This is a genomic window from Mycobacterium gordonae (assembly GCF_002101675.1).
In the GTDB taxonomy this organism is placed as follows: Bacteria; Actinomycetota; Actinomycetes; order Mycobacteriales; family Mycobacteriaceae; genus Mycobacterium; species Mycobacterium gordonae.
The window spans coordinates 202,705-224,439 of the sequence record NZ_LQOY01000081.1; the positions used below are offsets into that span (position 1 = coordinate 202,705).

At 66.0% G+C, this 21,735-nt stretch carries 8 protein-coding genes and 1 pseudogene; 2 read left to right on the top strand and 7 right to left on the bottom strand.

Annotated features, from left to right (window positions below):
* Window positions 1-66: 66 nt before the first annotated feature.
* On the bottom strand, window positions 67-3,507 hold the full coding sequence (locus tag AWC08_RS13925) for an MMPL/RND family transporter (protein WP_232007873.1): 3,441 nt from the start codon (window positions 3,505-3,507) through the stop codon (window positions 67-69).
* A 215-nt stretch (window positions 3,508-3,722) separates the two neighbouring features.
* Between AWC08_RS13925 and AWC08_RS13930 the strand changes: the two are divergent.
* Both AWC08_RS13930 and AWC08_RS13935 read left to right on the top strand, forming a co-directional pair.
* Window positions 3,723-4,560 (top strand): annotated as a pseudogene (locus tag AWC08_RS13930) (phthiotriol/phenolphthiotriol dimycocerosates methyltransferase).
* 18 nt (window positions 4,561-4,578) lie between these two features.
* On the top strand, window positions 4,579-5,832 hold the full coding sequence (locus AWC08_RS13935; protein ID WP_069433758.1) for a glycosyltransferase: 1,254 nt from the start codon (window positions 4,579-4,581) through the stop codon (window positions 5,830-5,832).
* 38 nt (window positions 5,833-5,870) lie between these two features.
* Here AWC08_RS13935 and AWC08_RS13940 read toward each other — a convergent pair whose 3' ends face one another.
* The 6 genes from AWC08_RS13940 to pks2 (AWC08_RS13965) all read right to left on the bottom strand — a co-directional run.
* Complete coding sequence (locus AWC08_RS13940) at window positions 5,871-6,650, bottom strand: GAP family protein (protein ID WP_065132615.1); 780 nt, start codon at window positions 6,648-6,650, stop codon at window positions 5,871-5,873.
* A gap of 206 nt (window positions 6,651-6,856) precedes the next feature.
* Window positions 6,857-7,690: a glycosyltransferase family 2 protein gene (locus AWC08_RS13945; RefSeq protein WP_065132614.1), complete on the bottom strand. Its 834-nt coding sequence runs from the start codon at window positions 7,688-7,690 to the stop codon at window positions 6,857-6,859.
* A gap of 160 nt (window positions 7,691-7,850) precedes the next feature.
* Window positions 7,851-9,128, bottom strand: a complete 1,278-nt coding sequence (locus tag AWC08_RS13950; RefSeq protein ID WP_069433757.1) for a glycosyltransferase — start codon at window positions 9,126-9,128, stop codon at window positions 7,851-7,853.
* The gene (gene pks2, locus AWC08_RS13955; protein ID WP_264075600.1) at window positions 9,125-15,439 is read right to left on the bottom strand and encodes a sulfolipid-1 biosynthesis phthioceranic/hydroxyphthioceranic acid synthase; all 6,315 of its coding nucleotides are present in this window, start codon (window positions 15,437-15,439) and stop codon (window positions 9,125-9,127) included. Before pks2 (AWC08_RS13955) ends, AWC08_RS13950 begins: the two co-directional genes overlap by 4 nt.
* Before the next feature lie 885 nt (window positions 15,440-16,324).
* Entirely contained in the window at window positions 16,325-17,614 is a 1,290-nt protein-coding gene (locus AWC08_RS13960) for a condensation domain-containing protein (RefSeq protein WP_232007869.1), read from the bottom strand.
* A 211-nt stretch (window positions 17,615-17,825) separates the two neighbouring features.
* On the bottom strand, window positions 17,826-21,735 hold a 3,910-nt coding region (pks2, locus tag AWC08_RS13965), incomplete at its 5' end, for a sulfolipid-1 biosynthesis phthioceranic/hydroxyphthioceranic acid synthase (RefSeq protein WP_142283562.1).

The following is a 21,735-nucleotide window of genomic DNA, read 5'->3' on the forward strand; positions in this document are numbered from 1 at the left end:
GGCGGCAGTAAATCTGCGGCAGACTGCCCCGCGAGCGTGGCGTGCCGAGTGGGCAGCGCGCGAATATCAGGTGATGACCGAGGTGTCCGGTTTCGGCCTCACCACATCGGCCCGAGCGTCACCATTCAACTCTCGTTGCAGCTCTTGGTATCCCGGCATGTCGGCGAGACCGAACAACGGTAGCGAGTGGGTCAGCAGCTGGTCGGCCTGTTGCTTGCCCAGGCGCATCTCTTTCGCCTTGCGCTTGCGCTTGGATTGTGACGCGCACCTCGACAGGTCATAGTCGGGCACCGTACTGAGACCGAACAACGGTAGCGAATGCGCCGGCAACAGGTCGATGGTGCTGCCCACCGGCTTCGGCTTGGGTGGCCGGACCACCTTTGGTTTTGGCGGCGGAGCCGGCGCTTTGCCCGTCACGAACCGTTTGGTGCGGTCGAGCCAGAGGTCGGCCTTCTGCTCCCACTTGCTCTTCTTGCGGTTGCTGTTCGTCTGGCCCATCTTCGATGGCCACCAGTTCTTCTGGCCGATCATCGCGGCCAGCGCGGGAACCGTGATGGTGCGCACCAGGAACGTATCGATCACGATGCCGATACCGATGGTGAAGCCGGCTTGAGCCATGGTGGTGATGCTGGCGGCCAGCAGGCCGAACATCGACGCTGCGAAGATCAACCCCGCGGAGGTGATCACCCCACCGGTCGAGCCGACGGTGCGGATGACACCGACCCGCACGCCGTGCGGCGACTCGTCGCGTATTCGGGAGATGAGCAGCATGTTGTAGTCGGCGCCGACCGCGACCAACAGGATGAACGACAGACCGGGCAGGCTCCAGTGCAGGTCTTTACCCAGAATCAACTGGAAGACGATGACACCCAGCCCCAGTGCCGACAGGTACGAAACCAACACGGAGGCAATGAGATACAGCGGCGCAACCACGGCGCGCAGCAGTGCGACCAGAATGAGGAACACGATGATGATGGTCGCGATGACGATGAACCGGATGTCGCTGTTGTAGTAATCGCGGGTGTCGGCCATCACGGTCGGCATGCCGATCAGGGCGACTTTGGCGTCGGACAGTTCGGTGTTCGGCAGCGCAGAGCGTGCGGTTTCCTCGATCTTGTGAATCTGGTTCATGCCCTCGGGGGTGAATCCATTGAGACCGCTCTGCACCAGATACTGCGCGGCGTGTCCATCCGGCGACAGGAAAGCTTGTGCCCCTTGCTTGAAGTCGTCGCGGGTGAGGATCTGCGGCGGAATATTGAAGCCGGCCATGTTCGGGCGCTCGGCGTCGCGCCGCATTCCCAGCAGGAAGTCGGATGCCTCGTTGAGACCGCCGCCCATCTTCTTCACCTGGTCGACCAGTGCCTGAACACCGTCCGCCACGGCGCCACTACCATCGGCTAGCGCGCCGGCGCCCTGCTGCAGTTGCGACAGTGTGTTGGGCAACCCCTTGACCATCTTCATGGTGTTGACGATCTGCTTCAGCTGGTCGTCGAGCTTGCCTACCGTCTGCGCCAAGGTCTGATATTGATCGGTCTGCTGCAGCGTGACCGCGAACGCTTGGATCGAGCGGAGCAGGCCGTTGTTGCCGGACTCGACGATAGCCGCCAGCTGTCCGCGCGATCGCACACAAGCGGGGTCGGCGTTGCAGGACGGGCTTTCATTGAGGGCCGTCACCATGGGGGCGGCCCATACCGCAGTGGTTTGGGCATCGCTGACGGTCCCGCTCAAATTGTTGCCGAGCGCACGCATGCGGCTGACAGCGCCGGACGCTTGGTCGAGCTGCTGGATGGTCTTGTCGCCACCCATCAGCTGCAGCAGATTCTGCAGCATGCTGACCAGCCCCGCCGAGCTGGCGACGGCTTCATTGACTTGGCTTCGAATCTGGGCGAGGGCGTCGGCCAGTTGCCGGGAGCCGCCCACCAGGTGGTCGAGTTCTCCGCCGTGTTCGGAGATCGCAGTGGATGCCTCGTTGAGCTTGCTCCCGACCTCACCCGCCTGGAACGACACCTTGGTTTCTTTCAACGGTTCCCCATTGGGCCGGGTCAGGCCGCGCACCATGACGATGTCCGGCAGGTCGGCGATCCGGCGGGACATCATCTCCAGGTCGGCCAGGGCGGCCGGTGTGCGCAGATCCTTCTTGGACTGAACGAACAGCACCATCGGGCTCATCGAGTTCATCGGGAAGTGCCGATTGAGCGCGTTGAAGCCCCGGACGCTGTCCATGTCCTGGGGGACGGTCTTGAGGTCGTCGTAATTGAACCTGATCAGGCTGGTGCTGCCGGCCAGAGCCAGCAGGATGACCAGGCTGCCTACCAGGTGGATCACCGGACGCCGCACGATGCGGCTGCCGGAGATACGCCAGAAACGAGTGGTCATGTCACGGCGCGGCTTGATCCAGCCTCTTCGGCCGACGATCACCAGGACGGCCGGCAAGAAGGTGGTCGCGGCAATCAACGTCACGACGATGGAGATGGAGATGGCCGGGCCGACGGCCGAGAAGACCTCCAGCTTGGTGAAGATCATGGCGAGGAACGTGACCGCGACGGTGGCCGCCGACGCGGCGATCACCTTGCCGATGGACATCAGCGCCTTCTTGACCGCGACATCCGAAGTCTCACCATGTCGCACGAAGTCGTGATATCGGCTGATCAAGAAGACGGCATAGTCCGTCCCGGCACCGATCATGACGGCGCTCATGAACACGATCGTCTGCATGTTGACGATGAAGCCCATCTCGGCGAGCGCGGATAACAGCCCCTGCGCGCCGACGATGGACACACCGATGGTGGCCAGCGGCATCAACATCGTCACCAGGTTGCGATAGACGATGATGAGGATCACCAGAACACTGATGATCGTGCCCATCTCGATGATCTGAACGTCTTCTTCACCGATCTTCTGCACGTCTGCGACGGTGGCGACGGGTCCGCTCATGTAGGCGTTCAGCGACGTTCCGGCCACGGTCTTCTTGGCGATGGCGGTGATGTTGCGCAGCGCCGCTTGGCTCTCTGGAGACGTTGCTTCACCCGGGAGCTGGATCGGAAGGTTCCAGGCCTTCTTGTCCTTGCTCTCGAAGATCTCACGCGCCTTCGGCGTGCCCAGGAAGTCCTGCACCTGCATCTTGTCCTGCGTATCGGCGTGCAGGTTGTCGATCAGTCTGTGGTAGGTCTCCTCGTCAGCGGCGGTCAAGCCCTTCTCGTTGGTCAAGATGACCAGCAGCAGCGAGCCGCCCTTGCCGCCGACGCTGGCGCCGCCGCTGAAAGCCTTGGCCATCTCGTGTTGGGCGACCATGGTCGGCGCGTCGTCCGGAACCTGCTTCGGCTCGTGCTTGGAAGCTTGGACCTGCAGGGGCGGAAAAGTCAGGACGAGAACCACCACCACGGCGATCCAGGATCCGATCACCAGCCACGGTTGCTTGACGACGAAGTCGCCAATGCGGTCGAAGAGCCCTCCGACCTTGGCTTCGTCGTGTGATTTCCCCTGCCGCGCCACGTAATCACCGTACAGGGAGGAGCGCTGGTCAGGAGGGGGAATGGAAATTCGCATCGCATCGGTCGGATCGGCGCGAATGGAGGTTTGCAACCGGGTTTCTTAGAGCAAACGCGCTGCTCAGAAGCCATTCTTGGCGCCGGACGCGGGTGACTGTCATTGCGCCGGATGCGATCGTGCGGCATCGAAAAGAATGACAAAGTTGCACGGGCGTGCTGATCTTGACGCCCTCGATGTTGGTGCTTTCGGCCCGCCGGGCCTTGGACTCATGCGACACTTCTCCGCGTGGCTCTGAAATACCGCCTGCAATCCAACCCGCTAGTCGGGAAGATCACCACCAGGTACCTGCTGCCCCTTGGCACCCGCCAAGTCGGCGACGACGTGGTCTTTTTCAACTTCGGATACGAAGAGGACCCGCCGATGGGCCTGCCATTGGATCCCTCCGACGAGTCCAACCGGTACTGCATCCAGCTTTACCACCAGACGGCGAGCCAGGTGGATCTCACCGGCAAGAAGGTCCTGGAGGTGAGCTGCGGCGCCGGCGGCGGAGCCTCCTACATCACGAGGGCCCTCAAGCCGGCGTCGTACACCGGTCTTGATCTCAATCCCGCGAGCATCGACCTCTGCCGCAAGAGGCACCGGTTGCCCGGCCTGGATTTCGTCCAGGGCGACGCGCAGAACCTGCCGTTCCCGGATGAATCCTTCGACGCCGTGGTCAACGTCGAGGCGTCGCACCAGTACCCGGATTTTCCCGGCTTTCTCGCGGAGGTAGCCCGCGTGCTGCGTCCAGGCGGGCACTTCCTCTATACGGACTCGCGCCGCAATCCGGTTGTCGCCGCTTGGGAATTGGCGCTGGCGGACAGCCCCTTGCGCAAGATTGCCCAGCGCGACATCCAGGACGAGGCGAAGCGCGGACTGGACGCCAATACCCGTCGCACCCAGGACATCATCAGTCGCAAGGCCCCGGCGTTTCTGACCGGTCTCACCCGCTATGCCGTCAATGTGCTGGACCGCGACCTGAAGCGCGGCGGTGGCTTCACCTACCGGATCTACCTTTTCGCGAAGGACTGACGCAACGCCGCACCGCCCATGAAATTTGTCGTTGCCAGCTATGGAACGCGTGGCGATATCGAACCCTGCGCCGCGATCGGGCTTGAGCTGCGGCGCCGCGGACACGACGTCTGTCTTGCGGTCCCGCCTAACCTGATCGGCTTCGTCGAGTCAGCCGGGCTCACGGCCGTCGCTTACGGCACGCGTGACTCTCAACAGCAACTCGACGAGCAATTCCTGCACAGCGCGTGGAAGATTCAGAATCCGGTGAAGCTGGCGCGGGAAGCCATGGCACCCGTCACCGAGGGCTGGTTGGAACTCAGCTCCATGCTCACCCCGGTGGCCGATGGCGCCGACCTGTTGTTGACCGGCCAGATATACCAGGAAGTCGTCGCCAACGTGGCGGAGCACTTCGACATGCCGCTGGCCGCGCTGCATTTTTATCCGATGCGCGCGAACGGACAGATCGGCTTCTCCGGCATCCGGTTCCCGGGACCGATCGCCCGCTCGGCGTTTGCGACCACCGACTGGCTGTATTGGCGCATGACCAAGGGGGTGGAGGACGAGCAGCGCCGCGTGCTCGGCCTGCCGAAGGCGTCAAGCCCTTCTCCGAAACGCATGGCCGACCGTGGAGCACTTGAGATCCAGGCCTACGACGAGCTCTGCTTTCCGGGGTTGTCCGCGGAGTGGGGCGGGCGACGGCCCTTTGTCGGTGCGTTGACAATGGGCCTGCCGACCGACGCTGACGACGAGGTCATGTCGTGGATCGCCGGCGGCACTCCGCCGATCTACTTCGGTTTCGGCAGTATGCCCGTCGGATCACTGCCCGACCTGGTGGACAAGATCGCCGCCGCCTGTGCGCGGCTGGGCGAGCGGGCATTGATCTGCTCGGGTCCCAGTGATTCGACTCAGCTACCGAGCTTCGACCATGTGAAGGTGGTGCGCGCGGTGAGCCACGCGGCCGTCTTTCCGTCGTGCCGCGCGGTGGTGCACCACGGCGGCGCCGGGACCACTGCCGCGGGCCTGCGAGCCGGCGTGCCCACGCTGATCCTCTGGATCACGTCCGACCAGCCATTCTGGGCCGCTCAGGTCAAGCTGCTGGACGTCGGTCGTGGCCGTCGGTTCTCCAGCGCCACCACAGAATCGCTGGTCACCGACCTGCGGGCGATCCTGGCACCGGAGTGCATCGCCCGGGCACGCGAACTCGGGTCCCGGATGACCAAGCCGGCCGACAGCATCACGGCTACCGCGGATCTATTGGAGAGCGCCGTGCGAAAAAGCTGCCCCCAGTGAGATCGCTCCGAGGCCACCTCCTCGGGGGAGCGGACCGGTCAGATTCCGCCCATGCCGCTGAAGACCAGCATCACACCCATCGCTCCGGCCGTGAGGGGCAGGAACCGCTTGCCGATGGTTCGTAGCCAGCCCTGCAGTCGCAGGATGAAGTCCTGGGTCTTCGTCGGTGACAGCAGGTAACTGACCAGGACAACCTCAAGGGTGGCCATCACTACCAGTACAAACATGATCGAAGCGCCGAGCTGCGCGCCGAGGCCCTCGTCGGAGGCCATGATCGTGGTCAGCGCCGCTTGGTGCTCGATCGGCGGCAACGCGGTCATCATGCCTGCAACGAAGGACACCCGAGGCGATCCGGAACCCAGCGCGTGCCAGATCCTCGCCGATAGGCGCGAGATCGTCGCGGGAGTGAGCCGCTGCAGCAGGCTGCGCAGTTGCTCCAACACGGGAGTGCGTGGCTGCAACGCAACGGCCGATGGGCTGACGGCATCCATTGCGACGCTCACCGGCTGACGACGCAGCATCTGTGCCGCGATCTTCGCCGCGAAGAGGAGCGCGACAATACCCAGGGCGATACGCACATATCCGCCGGTGAGATCTGACACCGTCGACGTGACGGTGTGCATGATCGGCGCGGCAATGTCGCGCAGGAAGAAGATGACGGCGATGCTGCTGACGATGCCACCACCGGCGCCGCCGACCCAATAGGCGATCAGGTTCGGAAGGGGCCGTTCGCGGGTAACCAGGAACGTAGCGATGACGAGGCGCACCGGATCGTTCACTGCCATCCACAGTGCAAGCGCCAGAACCGTTGCCCACATGCCTCAGGACGCTACCGTGCCGAGGCGAATGTTGTTGCGAAATGAAAATATTCGGCGATTTTCGTAAACCGGTCCACTTTTCGCGGGCGGCACGCTCACTGAGCCCGATCACCGGCCACCTGGTGACCTTATTTGCGCAGGTAGGCAAGTCGACACGCCGGCCAGACGTCATTTTTCGAGCGGTGCGGAGCAGGTCGGACCGGCGCTCAGTGATCGGTGAGAAACCTCAACAACCCGTACTTGCGCAGCAGGTACATCGAGGCCTTGTTCACCCACTTCTGGCGATTCTTGCCGCGGACATCGACCTCGTGGTGGACAACCTTGATGCTCGGGTCGAATTGCCGACCGATACCGAGTCGCTCCAGCCGTATCGCGAGATCCTGGGCTTCGTGGGCGCGCAGTACCGGGTCGTAGCCGCCGATCGATCTGAACAACGTGGAGTGGACGAGCATGTTTCCCTCGTGGACCCAGTACACCGGGGTCGGAGCCGGAGGCTCGAGAATGTTCGGCCAATCCTTGACGATCGGCGCGACCGCCCGCCGCACCGCCCGTGCGGCTTTGGGGTTCTTCTTCCGCAGGTTGTCTATCAGCAACTGGACAACCGCGGTGGAATTGCCCCACAGCGAGAACACGGCGCCATAATTATCGAGCTCTTGGCTGCCGTCCAACCGGCTCACCAGGCCGCCGACCAGACCGACATCGCGTTCCGCGTATCGGCCCATCACTTCCCTGGCGACCGCGGGCGTCTCGGTCGTCGCCAAATCCATGTCGGCGTCGATGAAGTGGATGATCACGTCGTCTTGGACATGGTCGATGATCTGATTGCGGTTGGCGGCGGGGCCGCCGTTTTCGCGCCCACGTATCAACGTCACTTCGTGGCCGAAGTCTTTGACGACGTCTACGGTGTCATCCGTTGAGCAATCATCGAGAACGAACACGCCGTCGTAGGACTGCGCCAAAACCTGGGGCAGCAGGCGGCGAAGATTTCCGCTCATGTTGTAGTTCGGTATAGCGACAACAACCGGGGATTGTGTGGGCATGATTCTCGCGATCTACATCTGCTGGAGGAGTGAGAGACATACTCGAAGCGTCGGCTGACGGCCTGAGCAACACCGCCGTCGGGGCAACTGCGCTCCACCGAGTGGACGCATTGGCGGCCGCAAATTCGGTTGCGGGGCTTTGCCGATGCACGTGCCATCGCTAGTCATGGGTGCTTGCCCACCGTCCCTTGTTTCGTTGCCCGGCATTCTTCTCCAGCAGATTGGCGGCCGTGGCGACGGCATCAGCCGGATTGCTCATCCGCTTTGATATTTCGCGGGCACGGGCGGCATACTCCGGCTGCAGAATGGTCTTCACGCCGCGCAACAGCGACTTGCGGTTGACGTGCGCGAAACGTTTTGCCGCACCGACCTTCACGCGCTGTACCGCGGCCGCCCAGATCGGTTGATCGGCGACGTCCCAGAGGATCAGCGTGGGCATCCCGGCACGCAGGCCCGCGGCCGTGGTGCCGGCCCCGCCGTGATGGACGACGGCCCGGCATTGCGGCAATACCGTCGAGTAGTCCACCAGGCCAACAAGTTTCACGTGCTCAGGCGCGGCGGCGGGAGCGGAGCCATTGACGGGGGAGTAGATGAGGGCGCGTTCGCCCAACTCGGCGCACACGTCGGCGATCATGTCGATCGTGTCGGCGGGCGACTGCACCGGGGTGCTGCCGAAACCGAAATAGATCGGTGCGCTGCCCGCGGCGATCCAGTCGTCCAGTTCCACATTGGGCTCGGTGTGCAACTGCATCGACAACGCACCGACGAAGGGGCGCTGCACTTTCCACTCCTGCGCGATCCCGGGGAACAGCACCGGGTCGTAGGCCTGGATCTCGGGTGCGCCGCGACCGACGATCCGCTGTAGTGCCGGGACGGAGGTAGGGGGCAGCCCCAGCTCGCGGCGCTGAGTGCGGTCGGCATCACTGGTGGTGTACGAATAGAGCCGCCAGGACGCCTTGGCGACGGTACGGACCATGCTCGGCGGCAGCGGTAGCGAGGGTATACCTACCTGTCCGTTGACATGCATCGGAAAGTGATGCAGCGCCGCCAGCGGAATGTCATGGAACTCAGCGACATTGGCGACGACACCGTGATAGGTCTGTCCGGTCATCAGCAGATCGGCGCCCTCGGCCAGCTCTTTGAGCGTCGTGCCCATCTCGGCCCAGCCCTCGACGAACAGTTCCTTGCCCGCCTGCGCCAGATTCAGCGGGCTTTGCGCTTTGGTGAGATTTCGGACGAACGCCGCGACCTGGTTGATCTGGATCCCGGAATCGGGACCGTAGGCCACACCGTTCAGGCCCGCCGTTTCGACGAACCCGATCAGGTTGGGCGGCACCGCCATTCGGACCTCGTGGCCACGCCGCTGCAACTCCATGCCGACAGCGGCGCAGGGCTCGACGTCACCGCGGGTCCCGTGTACCGCCAGTACGAACTTCACGCGGACGCGACCGCCTCCCCGGCCAACTCCTCGTACAACAGATCGGCCAGGCTTCGCACCGTGGTGTTGATGTTGGTGGCTGTGATGCGGATGCCCGTCTCGGACTCGATGCGGGTACGCAACTCCTGGCTGCTGAGCGAATCCAGGCCGTACTCGGTCAACATCTTGTCGACGTCGATGGTCCGGCGCAGGATCAGCCCGATCTGCTCGGAAACCATGCGGCGCAACCGGGCTGGCCACTCCTCCTGCGGAAGCTTGTCCAGTTCGCTGAGGAACTTGCTGTTTCCGCCGTGCTTGACGGTGGCCTTGAACGCCTCCGCGAAGGGACTGTGCTGAGCGAATGCGTTTAGCCACGGCGATCCGATGATGGGGGCGTAGCCGGTGTAGGCGCGGTTGTGCCGAAGCAATGCCTCGAACGCGTAGGCGCCCTCCTCGGGTGCGATGGCGTCGCCGGCCGCCTCGGCGAACGAGGTGGCGCGGCCGATCTCGCCCCACGGGCCCCAGGCGATCGACGTGGCCGGCAGGCCCTGGGCGCGGCGCCAGTGGGTGAAGGCGTCGAGCCAGCTGTTGGCCGCCGCGTACGCGCCCTGCCCGGGCGAACCCACCAGTGCCGCCGCCGAGGAGAACGAGCAGAACCAGTCCAACGGCTGTTCGGATTCGATCTCTTGCAAGGCCTCGTGCAGGTTCCAGGCGCCGTGCACCTTGGGCGCCCAGTCGCGGCGGATGAGCTCCTCGGTGATGTTGGGCAACGTGGCGTCCTCGACCACCGCGGCCGCGTGCAACACTCCGCGCAGCGGCAGTCCCGTCGCGGTGGCGGTGGCCACCAGCCTCTCCGCGGTGCCGGCCTCGGCGATGTCGCCGCACTCGACCACCACATCGGATCCGATCGACCGGACCAGTTCGATTGTCTCCAAAGCCTTTTGGTTCGGCTGGGAGCGCGAGGTGAGCACTATGCGGCCGGCACCGGCGCTGGCCATCTTCTCGGCCAGGAACAAGCCGAGGCCGCCGAGGCCACCGGTGATGATGTAGGAACCGTCGCCCCGGAACACCGGCGCCTGCTCGGGCGGCATCACCACGCTGCTGCGCCCGACGTGCGGGACATCGAGCACCAGCTTGCCGGTGTGCTCGGCCGCTCCCATCACCCGGATCGCGGTGGCGGCGTCGGCCATCGGGTAGTGGGTGACCTCGGGTGCGGGCAGCGCGCCGCCGGCGATCTGCTGATAGACCGTGCTCAGCAGCTCCTGGACCTGTGCCGGGTGGCTTTCGGCCATCAGGGCCAGGTCCACACCGTAGAACGCCAGGTTCTGCCGGAACGGGAACAACTCGAGCCGGGTGTTGGAATAGATGTCACGCTTGCCGATCTCGATGAAGCGCCCACCCAGGGCCAGCAGCTTGATCCCGGCCTGCTGCGCGGCGCCGGTCAGCGAGTTGAGCACGATGTCCACGCCGTAGCCGTCGGTGTCGTGCCGGATCTGCTCGGCGAAATCGGTGCTGCGGGAGTCGTATACATGCTCGATTCCCATGGCGCGCAATTTTTCCCGGCGCTCCGGACTGCCGGCCGTGGCGAAGATCTGCGCTCCGGCGTCGCGCGCGATGGCGATGGCGGCCTGGCCCACGCCACCGGTGGCCGAATGGATCAACACCCTGTCGCCGGACCGGATCCGGGCCAAATCCTGCAGCCCGTACCAGGCGGTGGCGTAGGCGGTGGTCGCCGCGGCGGCCTCGGCGTCAGTGAGACCGGCCGGAACCTTGGCGGCCAGGCGGGCGTCGCAGGTGACGAAGGTGGCCCAGCAACCATTGGTCGACAGTCCGGCCACGTGGTCGCCGACCTGGTGGTCGGTGACGTCGGAGCCGAGCGCGGTCACCACGCCGCTGAAATCGAGGCCCAGGTCGGGTAGCTGCCCGTCGAAGGTCTGGTAACGGCCGAAGGTGGCCAGCACGTCGGCGAAGTTGACGCTGGACGCGCTGACCGCGACCTCGATCTCGTTCGGGCCCGGGGGCACCCGGTCGAAGGCGGCGAACTCGAGGGTTTCCAGGTCGCCGGGAGTCCGGATCTGCAGGCGCATACCGGCATCGGCGTGATCGACGACGGTGGACCGGCGCTCCTCGGGTTGCAGGGGAGTGGGCAGCATCCGGGCGGTGTACCACTCGTCGTTGCGCCAGGCCGTCTCGTCTTCGGCGGTGTTCAGCAGCAACTGGCGCGCAACCTGCTCGGCGCCACGGTCGCCAAGATCGTTCGGCACGTCGATGTAACTGACCTTCAACTGCGGATTCTCCGAGCTGATCACCCGCAGCAGGCCACGCAGACCGCCCTGCTCGAGGTTCGGCTGGTCCTCGGGCAACACGGTTTGCGCGTTGCGGGTCAACGCGTACAGCCGCGGCGGCGAGCCCAGCAGCTCCGGCAACTCACGGGCAATGCGCACCACGTGCTCGACGTACTGTCCGCCCCGGTCGCCGGATTCGTTGACGGCGTTTTGCTGCGGCGCGGTGACCAGCACCACACCGTGGAATGCGCCTTCCTCCAGCTGGGTGCGCAGCTGCGCGGCATGCGCGGCGTGGTCGCCGGCGAACGGCCAGAACAGCGTGGTGGCCTGCGCGTCATGCACTTTCAGCGCGTCGGTCAAGGCCGTGGCCGTCAAGTCGGCGGCATCGGAGGTGGTGACCAGCAGCCAGTTGCCGGGTTCGGTGACGGTGGTGTCGGGCAGCTCCCGCCGTTGCCATTCGACGGTCAGCAGCCGCTCACCCAGGACGCGGTCGCGCTCGCTGTCCGGTGAGGCGCCGGTGCCCAGCTGCAGGCCGCGCACCGTCATCAGGACGGTGCCGTTCTCGTCGACGATGTCCAGGTCCGCCTCGACGCCGCCGGCGCCGCATGCCGTCACGGTCGCGTAGCAGTAGCGCGCATGCCGCGCCGACCCGTAGGCACGCAGGGCGCGGATGCTCAGCGGCAGCAGCAGGCCGCCGTTGAGCGCGCCGCCGACGCTGGGGTGCGCGGCAACGGCCTGGAAGCAGGCATCCAGCAACGCAGGGTGGACCAGGCCGTAGGTGCCTTGCTGCGGGCGCAGCGGACCCGGCAGCGAGACCTCTGCCAGCACGGTGTTGCCGGCGTTCTCGGCGATGTGCGCGCCGCCGAGGCCCGCGAACGCCGGTCCCAGCCGGTGGCCGCGCTTGTCCATCCACTTGCGGATGTCGTCGCCGTCCACCGGGCGCTGGTGGCTGGCCAGCAGCTCGCTCAGGTTGAGCGCGGACGGCTGGTCGGCAGGGTCGGCCGCATGCAGGACCGCCGTAGCCTGCCGTTCGTAGCGTCCTTCGCGGTTGCTCTCCACCGTGAAGTCGACGACGTCGGGTCCCTGGAATGTCGCGGTGATGCCGACCGGAGTTTGTTTGTCCAGCGGCAGCGACTGCTCGAACCGCAGGTCGCGCACCTCCGCCGCGTCGCCCAGCACGGTGCGGGCCGCGACCAGGGCCATCTCGCAGTAGGCGGCGCCGGGCAGCACGTCCGCGTTACGGATCTGGTGATCACTCAGCCAGGGCAGCGCGTCGGTGCCGACCTCGCCCTGCCACACGTGGCGCTCCGGCTCTTCGGGCAGCCGCACGTGCACGCCCATCAAGGGATGTGCGGGCACCAGTGCGCTGCGGCGCGCCACCGAATCCAGACCGCTGGTCGCCAGGAACAGCGACCGCTGACTCCAGGTGGGCAGCGGCGCGTCCAGCAGCCGTCCGTCGGGGTAGAGCACGGCCCAATCGAGGGCGGCGCCGGCGGCGTACAGATCGCCCAGCAGCCCGCGCAGTCCGTGTGGCATCGGCTGCTCGCGGCGCATGCTCGCCAGGGCGGCGGCAGCCTTGTCCAGGCTGCGCGCGGTCTGGTCGACCGCGTTGGTCAGCAGCGGGTGCGGGGACAGTTCGGTGAAGACCCGGAAGTCGTCCTCCAGCGCGGCCTGTACCGCGGCGGCGAAGCGCACGGTGTGGCGCAGGTTGTCCGCCCAGTAGCCGGCGTCGCAGTACGGCTCCTCGCGCGGGTCGAAGGAGGTCGCCGAGTAGTAGGGCACGTCCGGCTCCAGCGGCTCGATGTCCGCCAGCACCTCATACAGCTCGTCGAGGATCGGGTCGACCTGCGGCGAGTGCGAGGCCACGTCCACGGCCACTTCGCGGGCCATCACGCCGCGCTCTTCCCAGGCTGCGACCAGGTCACGCACGGACTGGGTGTCGCCTCCGATCACGGTGGACTGCGGCGAGGCGACCACCGCCACCACGACGTCACTGACGCCGCGCGCGACCAGCTGCGTGATCACTTCCTCGGCGGGCAACTCCACCGATGCCATGGCGCCTGCGCCGGAGATGCGGGTCATCAATTTGGAGCGCCGGCAGATCACCTTGACACCGTCTTCCAGCGACAGGGCGCCGGCGACGACGGATGCGGCGGACTCACCCAGGGAGTGGCCGATGACGGCGCCCGGATTGGCGCCGTAGGACTTCATGGCGGCGGCCAGCGCCACCTGCATGGCGAACAGGGTGGGCTGGACGCGGTCGATGCCGGTCACCTTCTCGGCCGCGGTCATCGCCTCGGTGACCGAGAACCCGGACTCCGCGGCGATCAGCGGCTCGATCTCGGCGACCTTCGCCGCGAACACCGGCTCTTGGGCCAACAAGTCCTTGCCCATCTCGGCCCACTGCGACCCCTGACCGGAGAACACCCAGACCGGGCCCTTGTCGTCCTGACCGGTGGCCGGCGGGTAGGGCACCTCGCCCTTGGCGACCTCACGCAACGCCTCGATCAGCTGGGCGCGGTCCTCGGCGATGACGGTGGTACGCACCGCGCGTGGGGAACGCCGGCGGGCCAGCGTGTAGGCGAGGTCTGAGATGTCCAGGTCCTCCTGGGCCTGCACCCAGTCCGCGAGCCGGGTTGCCGTGTGGTGCAGGCCGTCTTCGGAGCTCGCCGAGATCGGGAAGACAAGGGCGCCCTGCAACGCGCTGGCGCCGTCGGGCTCGACGGTCTTGACCGGAACCTGTGCCGGTGCTTGCTCGATGACGGCGTGCACGTTGGTGCCCGAGAAGCCGTACGAGGACACCGCTGCGCGGCGCGGCGTCGCGTCATCGCCACCGGGCCACGGCGTATTGGTCTGCGGCACAAAGAGATTGGTTTCGATCTCGGCGAATTTCTCCGGCAGCTGGGTGAAATGCAGATTCTGCGGGATCACCCCGTGCTGCACGGCCAGGACGGCTTTCATCATGCCCAGCGCACCAGCGGCCGATTGGGTGTGCCCGAAGTTGGTCTTCACCGACGCCAGGGCGCACGGCTGGGTGGTGCCGTAGACCTCGGCCAGGCTGGCGTACTCGATGGGGTCGCCGATCGGTGTGCCGGTGCCGTGTGCCTCGACCATGCCGACGGTGTCCGGGTCGACGCCGCCGGCGGCCAGGGCCGCCCGGTACGCCGCGACCTGCGCGGGTAGCGACGGCGTGACGATGTTGACGGTGCGGCCGTCCTGGTTGGCGGCCGTGCCACGGATGACCGCCAGGATGCGGTCACCGTCACGCTGCGCGTCGGCGAGGCGCTTGAGCAGCAGCATGACGGCTCCCTCGCCGGAGACGAAGCCGTCGGCCTTGACGTCGAAGGCGTGGCAGTGCCCGGTGGCTGACAGCATGCCGATGGCAGACCCGGACGCGGCCTTGCGGGGCTCGAGCGTCACCGAGGCGCCGCCGGCCAGCGCGATGTCACTTTCGCCGTCGTGCAGACTCTGACAGGCCAGGTGGATGGCCGACAGGCCCGACGAGCACGCCGTGTCGACCGTCATCGCCGGACCGCTCAGCCCCATCGCGTAGGAGACGCGACCGGACCCCATAGCGAAGCTGTTCCCCATGTAGCCGTAGGGGCCGCTCAGGGTGTCGGCGTCGGCGTGCATGAACAGGTAGTCGTCGTGCATCAGGCCCACGAACACGCCGGTCTGGACGGCGGTCAGTGCCTCCCTGGTGAGGCCGGCGTGCTCCATGGCCTCCCAGGACGTCTGCAGCAGCAGACGGTGCTGCGGATCCATCTCGGTGGCCTCACGCTCGGTGATGCCGAAGAATTCGGGGTCGAAGTCGGCCACGTCGTCCAGGAAGGCGCCCCACTTGCAGACCGTCCGGCCGGGCACGCCGGGCTCCGGGTCGTAGAACTCCTCGACGTCCCAGCGGTGGGAGGGAACCTCGGTGACGAAGTCGTCGCCGCGAAGCAACGCTTCCCACAACCGTTCCGGAGAGTCGATGCCTCCTGGCAGCCTGCACGCCATGCCGATGACGGCAACCGGAGTGACACCCGTCCTGTCCACGTCGTTCACCTCTCCATACCCCGCGCCTACCGGGCCCCGGTGCAGCTTTTCGCGGCGATCCGCTCGCATCTCGATTCGCTTTGAGGGGCGCCGCTGCGCTGCGCGAGCCAGCGAACCCGTCGATCAGGACCTGCCCCCGCGCCGAAGCCAACCTCACATTCATGAGGTGATCAGCAGCGTATCCGGTTTGCTCGGTGGATGTGGAAAAATCGTGCAGACGTACAAGAATTGTGCGTATCTTCACCTCCGCGGCGGCCGGGCGCCACGTCGGGCGGCCGAGCCGGAAACCTTCGCGTGGCCGGCCGGCTCCGCGCCGGGCATCCGGGCATCAAGGTGGTGCAACACTGCCAGTTGATGACAAATAAGTCCTGGTAGGCGCGCTGCGGCAAGGGGTTGGCAGCGGCAGCGCGGTTTCGCCGCACAGCTTGACGCGGGACGTGCTCCCCACCCCTGTGTGGTGGTCGCGGCGGGCTCTGGGGCCTCGACGTGCCAGCGGCGAACCGGGCGGCCGCACTTCTGTTCGTAAGGAGGAAGACCGAAAAGGGCGGTGCGGGAAAACGTAGCTACTGGCCGGTTGTGTACCGCCTGCGGCAGCGGAAGATCCCGCGCGTGAGCCGACGCCGTCGGGTGGCCGTTGCCGGCAAGTTTCGTCGGATTTTGCGAAACCGCCCACACGCGCTGCTGCCGCGACATACACTTCGATTCTCAGTACCGCAGCTCCGGCGCTGGCGCGGCGCTACAGCCGGACGTTGCTGGCGGTTCTTTTGAAGATCGCGGCAATTGTATTTCTGTGCGTGCGATTCGGTTTTCTGGTGCTCAATTGCAGGTTATGCATTGAGCCTTTTTCGTGTTACGGCCCCGCCATTCGGATGGCGGGGCCGTAAACACCGAGCATTATTGCGCCAGCTGAACAGCTGCCTTAGCGTACTGACCCTCGCAGGCCCGAGCGAACACGGACTTGAGTACCTCGAGGTAACGGGTCACTGATTCACGTGCCACCGGGTTATTCGGGAAGTTCACCATGATGGAAACCTCGTCGAAAAGGCGGATCACCGAGAAGTAGAGATATGCCGGGTTTCGGCCGTCGTTGTAAGCCGTCGCATTTGCACCTTTCAGGGCGGTGGCGACGACGGCGGAAAGGGGCGGCAGGCCGGCGTCCATGTAGTTCGTCATGAAGAACTGCGACGAATTGCGCTTGAGCCAGGGAGCCAATTCCAGAACACGCTCGTAAGGAACGTTCGCCATGTCCATGTTGTCGTCAAACGACGCCTGGGTGGAGCGAGCGGTTTCTTCGAAGGAATTCGGGTCGATGGCGACGGTGAACGGCACCGCGCCGGTGAACCAGCCCATCGACAGGTACTCCTCCGGCGAGTTCCGCTTGTCGACCGGAGTCATGCCGTTGTAGGTTTCCTGTCCGGTCAATTCGTAGTGCGCCAGGGCGACGCATCCGAACAGGCCGCCGCTGAAGCGGGCATTCGCGGCCATGCAGGTCGCCTCGAATTTCGCCGTTTGCTGCGGGGTCATCAGTTTCTCGATCATGATGTCGCCTCCGCAGGCGTGCGACTGCTCACCCAGCGGCAACGGGAACTCCGGCAGACCGCCACCGTTGTTTTCGGCGAAGTCAATCCATTTGCGGACCTCGGGTGAGTCCAAAGTCATCTCTGCGGAGGTCTTCGCCTCGCGGATGCAGAAATTGTCGTGACTTCCCGGCTCCGGCATCACCAGAGGCGGTTTGCCCTCGAGCAGCGCGCGATAGTTGGTCAGAATCTCGACGTACAGCGACGAGACCACGGCCGGGTCGCAATGCAGGTGGTCGACGATTGCGAACAGCGAGCAGTGGTTCTCGTGCTGGATCAGACCGAAACGGAAGCAGTCCCATTCCAGCGGCGGCGGCGTGGAGACGACGAGCTCACGCCATTCCGGCTGTGTCATTTCGCCGTGCTGAACCGGAGCCAGCTGAATGTCGCGTGGGTTTTGAATCTTGTGGCGAACAATGTCCTTCGGACCGTTGTATTCAAACCAGCTGCGATAGGTTTCGTGCCGGCGCACGTGCGCATTGATGACGTGCGTCATGGTCCGGATATCGCACTTACCCGGAATCTCCCACGAGCCCATTACCAGCCGGGAATAGTCGAGGCCACGCTCGCCGAATTCCACATAGCCGCGCAAATGGCCGGCCTGCATGGAACTGGGCGGTACGTCGACTACTGGCGCTTTTGCAGCTTTCGCACGTGATGCCGGCGTTGGCTGCCAGGTCACAACTGAACCCGGGCCGGGCTCCCAGTCGTAGACGATTCCTACGCCGAGAGTGACGTCTGCTGATCCCCCGCCTATGATCACGCTTCCTCCTCTATATCTGCCGACTGCCAAGCAGCGGCGCTTGGTCTTTTCTACCTCATACAGGTGTTGCTGCGTCGCCTTTTGATGTCAATTGCTCGTAAAGGTGATCTGCCAAGCCGCGAACGGTGGTGATGTCGGTAGTCGTGACGCGGATCTTGACCTCTGACTCGATATGCGTGCGCAGTTCCAGGTTCCCCAGCGAGTCCATGCCGAACTCGGAAATCGGTCGGTCGACGTCGACGGCGCGACGCAGAATCAGGCCGACTTGCTCGGAGATCATCCGGCGCAGCCGCGCCGGCCACTCGTCGCGGTCCAACTCGGCCAGTTCAGCCAGGAACTTGCTGCCGCCCGAACGACCCTTGCCGGCGGACTTGAACGCCTCGGCGAAGGGAGTGCGCTGGGCGAAGGCGCTGAGCCACGCCGAACCGATCACCGGGGCGTAGCCCGTGTACGCCCGGTTGTGCCGTAACAGCGCCTCGAAGGCGTGGGCGCCTTCCTCCGGTTCGATCGAGTCGCCCGAGGTTTCGGCGAAGTCGGTTCCGCGGCCGATCTCGGCCCAGGCGCCCCAGGCGATCGAGGTGGCCGGCAGCCCTTGGGCGCGCCGCCACAGGGTGAAGGCGTCCAGCCAGCTGTTGGCCGCGGCGTACGCCCCCTGACCGGGCGATCCGGCCAGCGCTGCCGCAGAGGAGAAGGCGCAGAACCAGTCGAGTTCGTGGCCCAGGGTCGCTTCGTGCAGGTACCACGCCCCGCGTACCTTCGGTGCCCAGTCACGCTCGATGAGTTCCTCGGTGATGTTGGGCAGGGTGGCGTCCTCGACGACCGCGGCGCCGTGCAATACCCCGCGCAGCGGCAGGCCGGTAGCGGTGGCCGCCGACACCAGCCGCTGCGCGGTGCCGGATTCGGCGATGTCACCGCATTCCACGACGACGTCGGCTCCGATGGCGCGGATCAGCTCAATGGTCTCCTGGGCTTGCTGGCTGGGCTGCGAGCGTGAGCTGAGGACGATGCGGCCCGCCCCCGCGGCGGCCATCTTCTCGGCCAGGAACAGGCCCAGGCCCCCAAGACCGCCGGTGATGATGTACGAGCTGTCACCGCGGAAGACCTGCGCCTGCTCCGGCGGCAACACGACGCTGCTGCGGCCCGCATGCGGGACGTCGAGGACCAGCTTGCCGGTGTGCTCGGCGGCGCCCATGATCCGGACCGCGGTAGCAGCTTCGGCCAACGGGTAGTGCGTCGCTTCGGGCATCGGCAGCACGCCGCCGGCGGTCTGCTCGTAGACCTTCTTCAGCAGGCCGCGGACCTGAGCGGGGTGCGTCCGCGACATCAACGCCAGGTCGACACCGAAGAACGCCAGATTCTGCCGGAACGGGAACAGGCCCACCTTGGTGTCCTGGTAGATGTCCAGCTTGCCGATCTCGACGAAACGGCCGCCCATGGCCAGCAGCCTGATTCCGGCCAGTTGCGCTGCGCCGGTAACGGAGTTCAGCACGATGTCGACGCCGTAACCGTCGGTGTCGCGGCGGATCTGCTCGGCGAACTCGGTGCTGCGGGAGTCGTACACGTGCTCGATGCCCATGTCACGCAGGATCTGCCGCCGCTTTTCGCTGCCGGCGGTGGCGAAGATCTCGGCGCCGGCGGCACGCGCGATCGCGATGGCCGCCTGGCCCACGCCACCCGTTCCGGAGTGGATGAGCACCTTGTCGCCGGAACGTATCCGGGCCAGTTCCTCCAGCCCGTACCAGGCGGTGGCTGAGGCCGTGGTCACGGCGGCTGCCTGAGCATCGGTCAGCCCGGCCGGCAACGTCGCCGCCAGGCCCGCGTCACACGTGACGAAAGTGGACCAGCAGCCGTCCGGGGACAAACCGCCGACGTGATCGCCGACCTTGTGGTCGGTTACGTCGGCGCCGACGGCGGTCACCACACCGGCGAAATCGAGGCCGAGAGGTGGCTGCTTGCCGTCGAAGGTCGGGCAGCGGCCATAGGCCGCGAGTACGTCGGCGAAGTTGATGCTGGCGGCGCTGACCGCGACCTCGATCTCGTTCGGGCCGGGCGGCACCCGGTCGAACGCGGTGAACTCCATCGTCTGCAGGTCACCCGGGACACGGACTTGCAGCCGCATGCCGCCTTCCTGGTGGTCGACGACGGTGTTACGGCGTTCCTCCGGCCGCAGCGGTGTCGGGTACAGGCGTGCGGTGTACCACTGGTCGTCGCGCCACGCGGTTTCGTCTTCTTCGGTGGCCAGCAGAAGTTGGCGCGCCACGTTCTCGGTGCTCGACTGGTCGTCGACATCGATGTAGCTGACCTTCAGATGGGGGTGCTCGGCGCCGATCACCCGGAGCAGGCCGCGCAGCCCACCCTGTTCGAGGTTGGGGCAGTCGTCGGCCAGCACCGTCTGGGCGTTGCGGGTCACCACGTACAACCGCGGCGACTGGCCTACCAGTTCGGGCAGTTCGCGGGCGATGCGAACCGCGAGCTTGACGTATTCCTGGCCGCGGACGATCGAATCCTCATCTACACCGCTTTGCCGTTCGGTGAGCACCACTAAACCTGAGAAGGCGCCGGAGTCGAATTGAGCGCGCAGCCGTTCGGCCGCGGCGTCGTGGTCACCGTGCAGCGGCCAAGACATCGTGGTGCTCTGCGCGTCATGCATCTTCAGGGCGTCGGTCAACTGGGTGGCCACCATGTCGGTGGCGTCGGCCGTGCTGACCAGCAGCCAGTTGCCCGGCTCCGTCACGGTCTTCTCGGGCAGCTCGCGGTGCTGCCAGTCGATGGCCAGCAGCCGCTCGTTCAGGACGCGATCGCGTTCGCTGCTCTGGGACACCCCGGTGCCCATCTGCAGGCCGCGCACCGCCAGCAGCACGGTGCCGTGCTCGTCGAGGATGTCGATATCCGCGGTCACCCCGGTGCCCTCGGGGGTCACCGTTGTCAGGCAGTAGTGGGCATTGCGTGCGGCGCCGTAGGAACGCATCCGGCTGACGCCCAATGGGAGCAGCAGGCCCCCGTTGCCGGCGCTGCGGGCGCTGGGGTGCGCCGCCACGGACTGGAAGCACGCATCCAGCAGGGCCGGGTGAATCCCGTAGCCACCCTGCTGTGAGCGGATGGAGCCGGGCAACCCGACCTCGGCCAGCACGGTGTCTTCGGTTTCGGCGGTGTAGGCGGTGGCCAGGCCGCAGAAAGCGGGTCCGAACTGGATTCCGCGCAGATCGGCTTCCAGCCGAAGGTCGTCACCCTCGATGGGCGTCTGGTGGGCGGCCAGGAGGGCTTCCACATCGCGCGCAGCCGGCTGGTCCGCGGCTTCCTCGTCGTTGAGGGCATGCAGCACGGCGGAGGCCCGTCGGGTGCGTTCCCCGCCCTGGGTGGTCTCCACCGCGAACGGGACCACTCCCGGCGCATCGACCGTCGCCGTGGCGCCGACGCAGGTTTCCTCGTCCAGCAGCAGCAGCTGTTCGAACTTGACATCGCGTACCTCGGCGGCGTCGCCCAGCACGGTGCGTGCCGCCGTCAGCGCCATCTCGCAGTAGGCCGCACCGGGCAGCGCCGCGGCGCCGTGGATCTGGTGATCGGCCAGCCACGGCAGCGCTTCGGTGCCGATGTCGCTCTGCCAGACGTGCCGTTCCGGCTCTTCGGGCAGCCGGACATGCGCGCCCAACAGCGGATGCACGGCTACGGCATGGGTGTGCGCGAGGCGGTCGGTGCTTTCCAGCAGCATCAGGCGACGGTGCGCCCAGGCCGGCAGCGTGGCATCCACCAGGCGGCCGCAGGGGTAGAGCAGCGAGAAGTCCACCGCGGCCCCCGCGGCGTACAGGTTGCCGACCAGGCCGCGCAGGCCGTGCGGCAACGGTTGTTCGCGGCGCATGGCGGCCAAGGCGGCCGCGGACATGTCCAGAGCGCGGGCGGTCTGGTCGACGGCGTGGGTGAGCAGCGGGTGAGGGGACAGTTCGGTGAAGACGCGGAAGCCGTCTTCC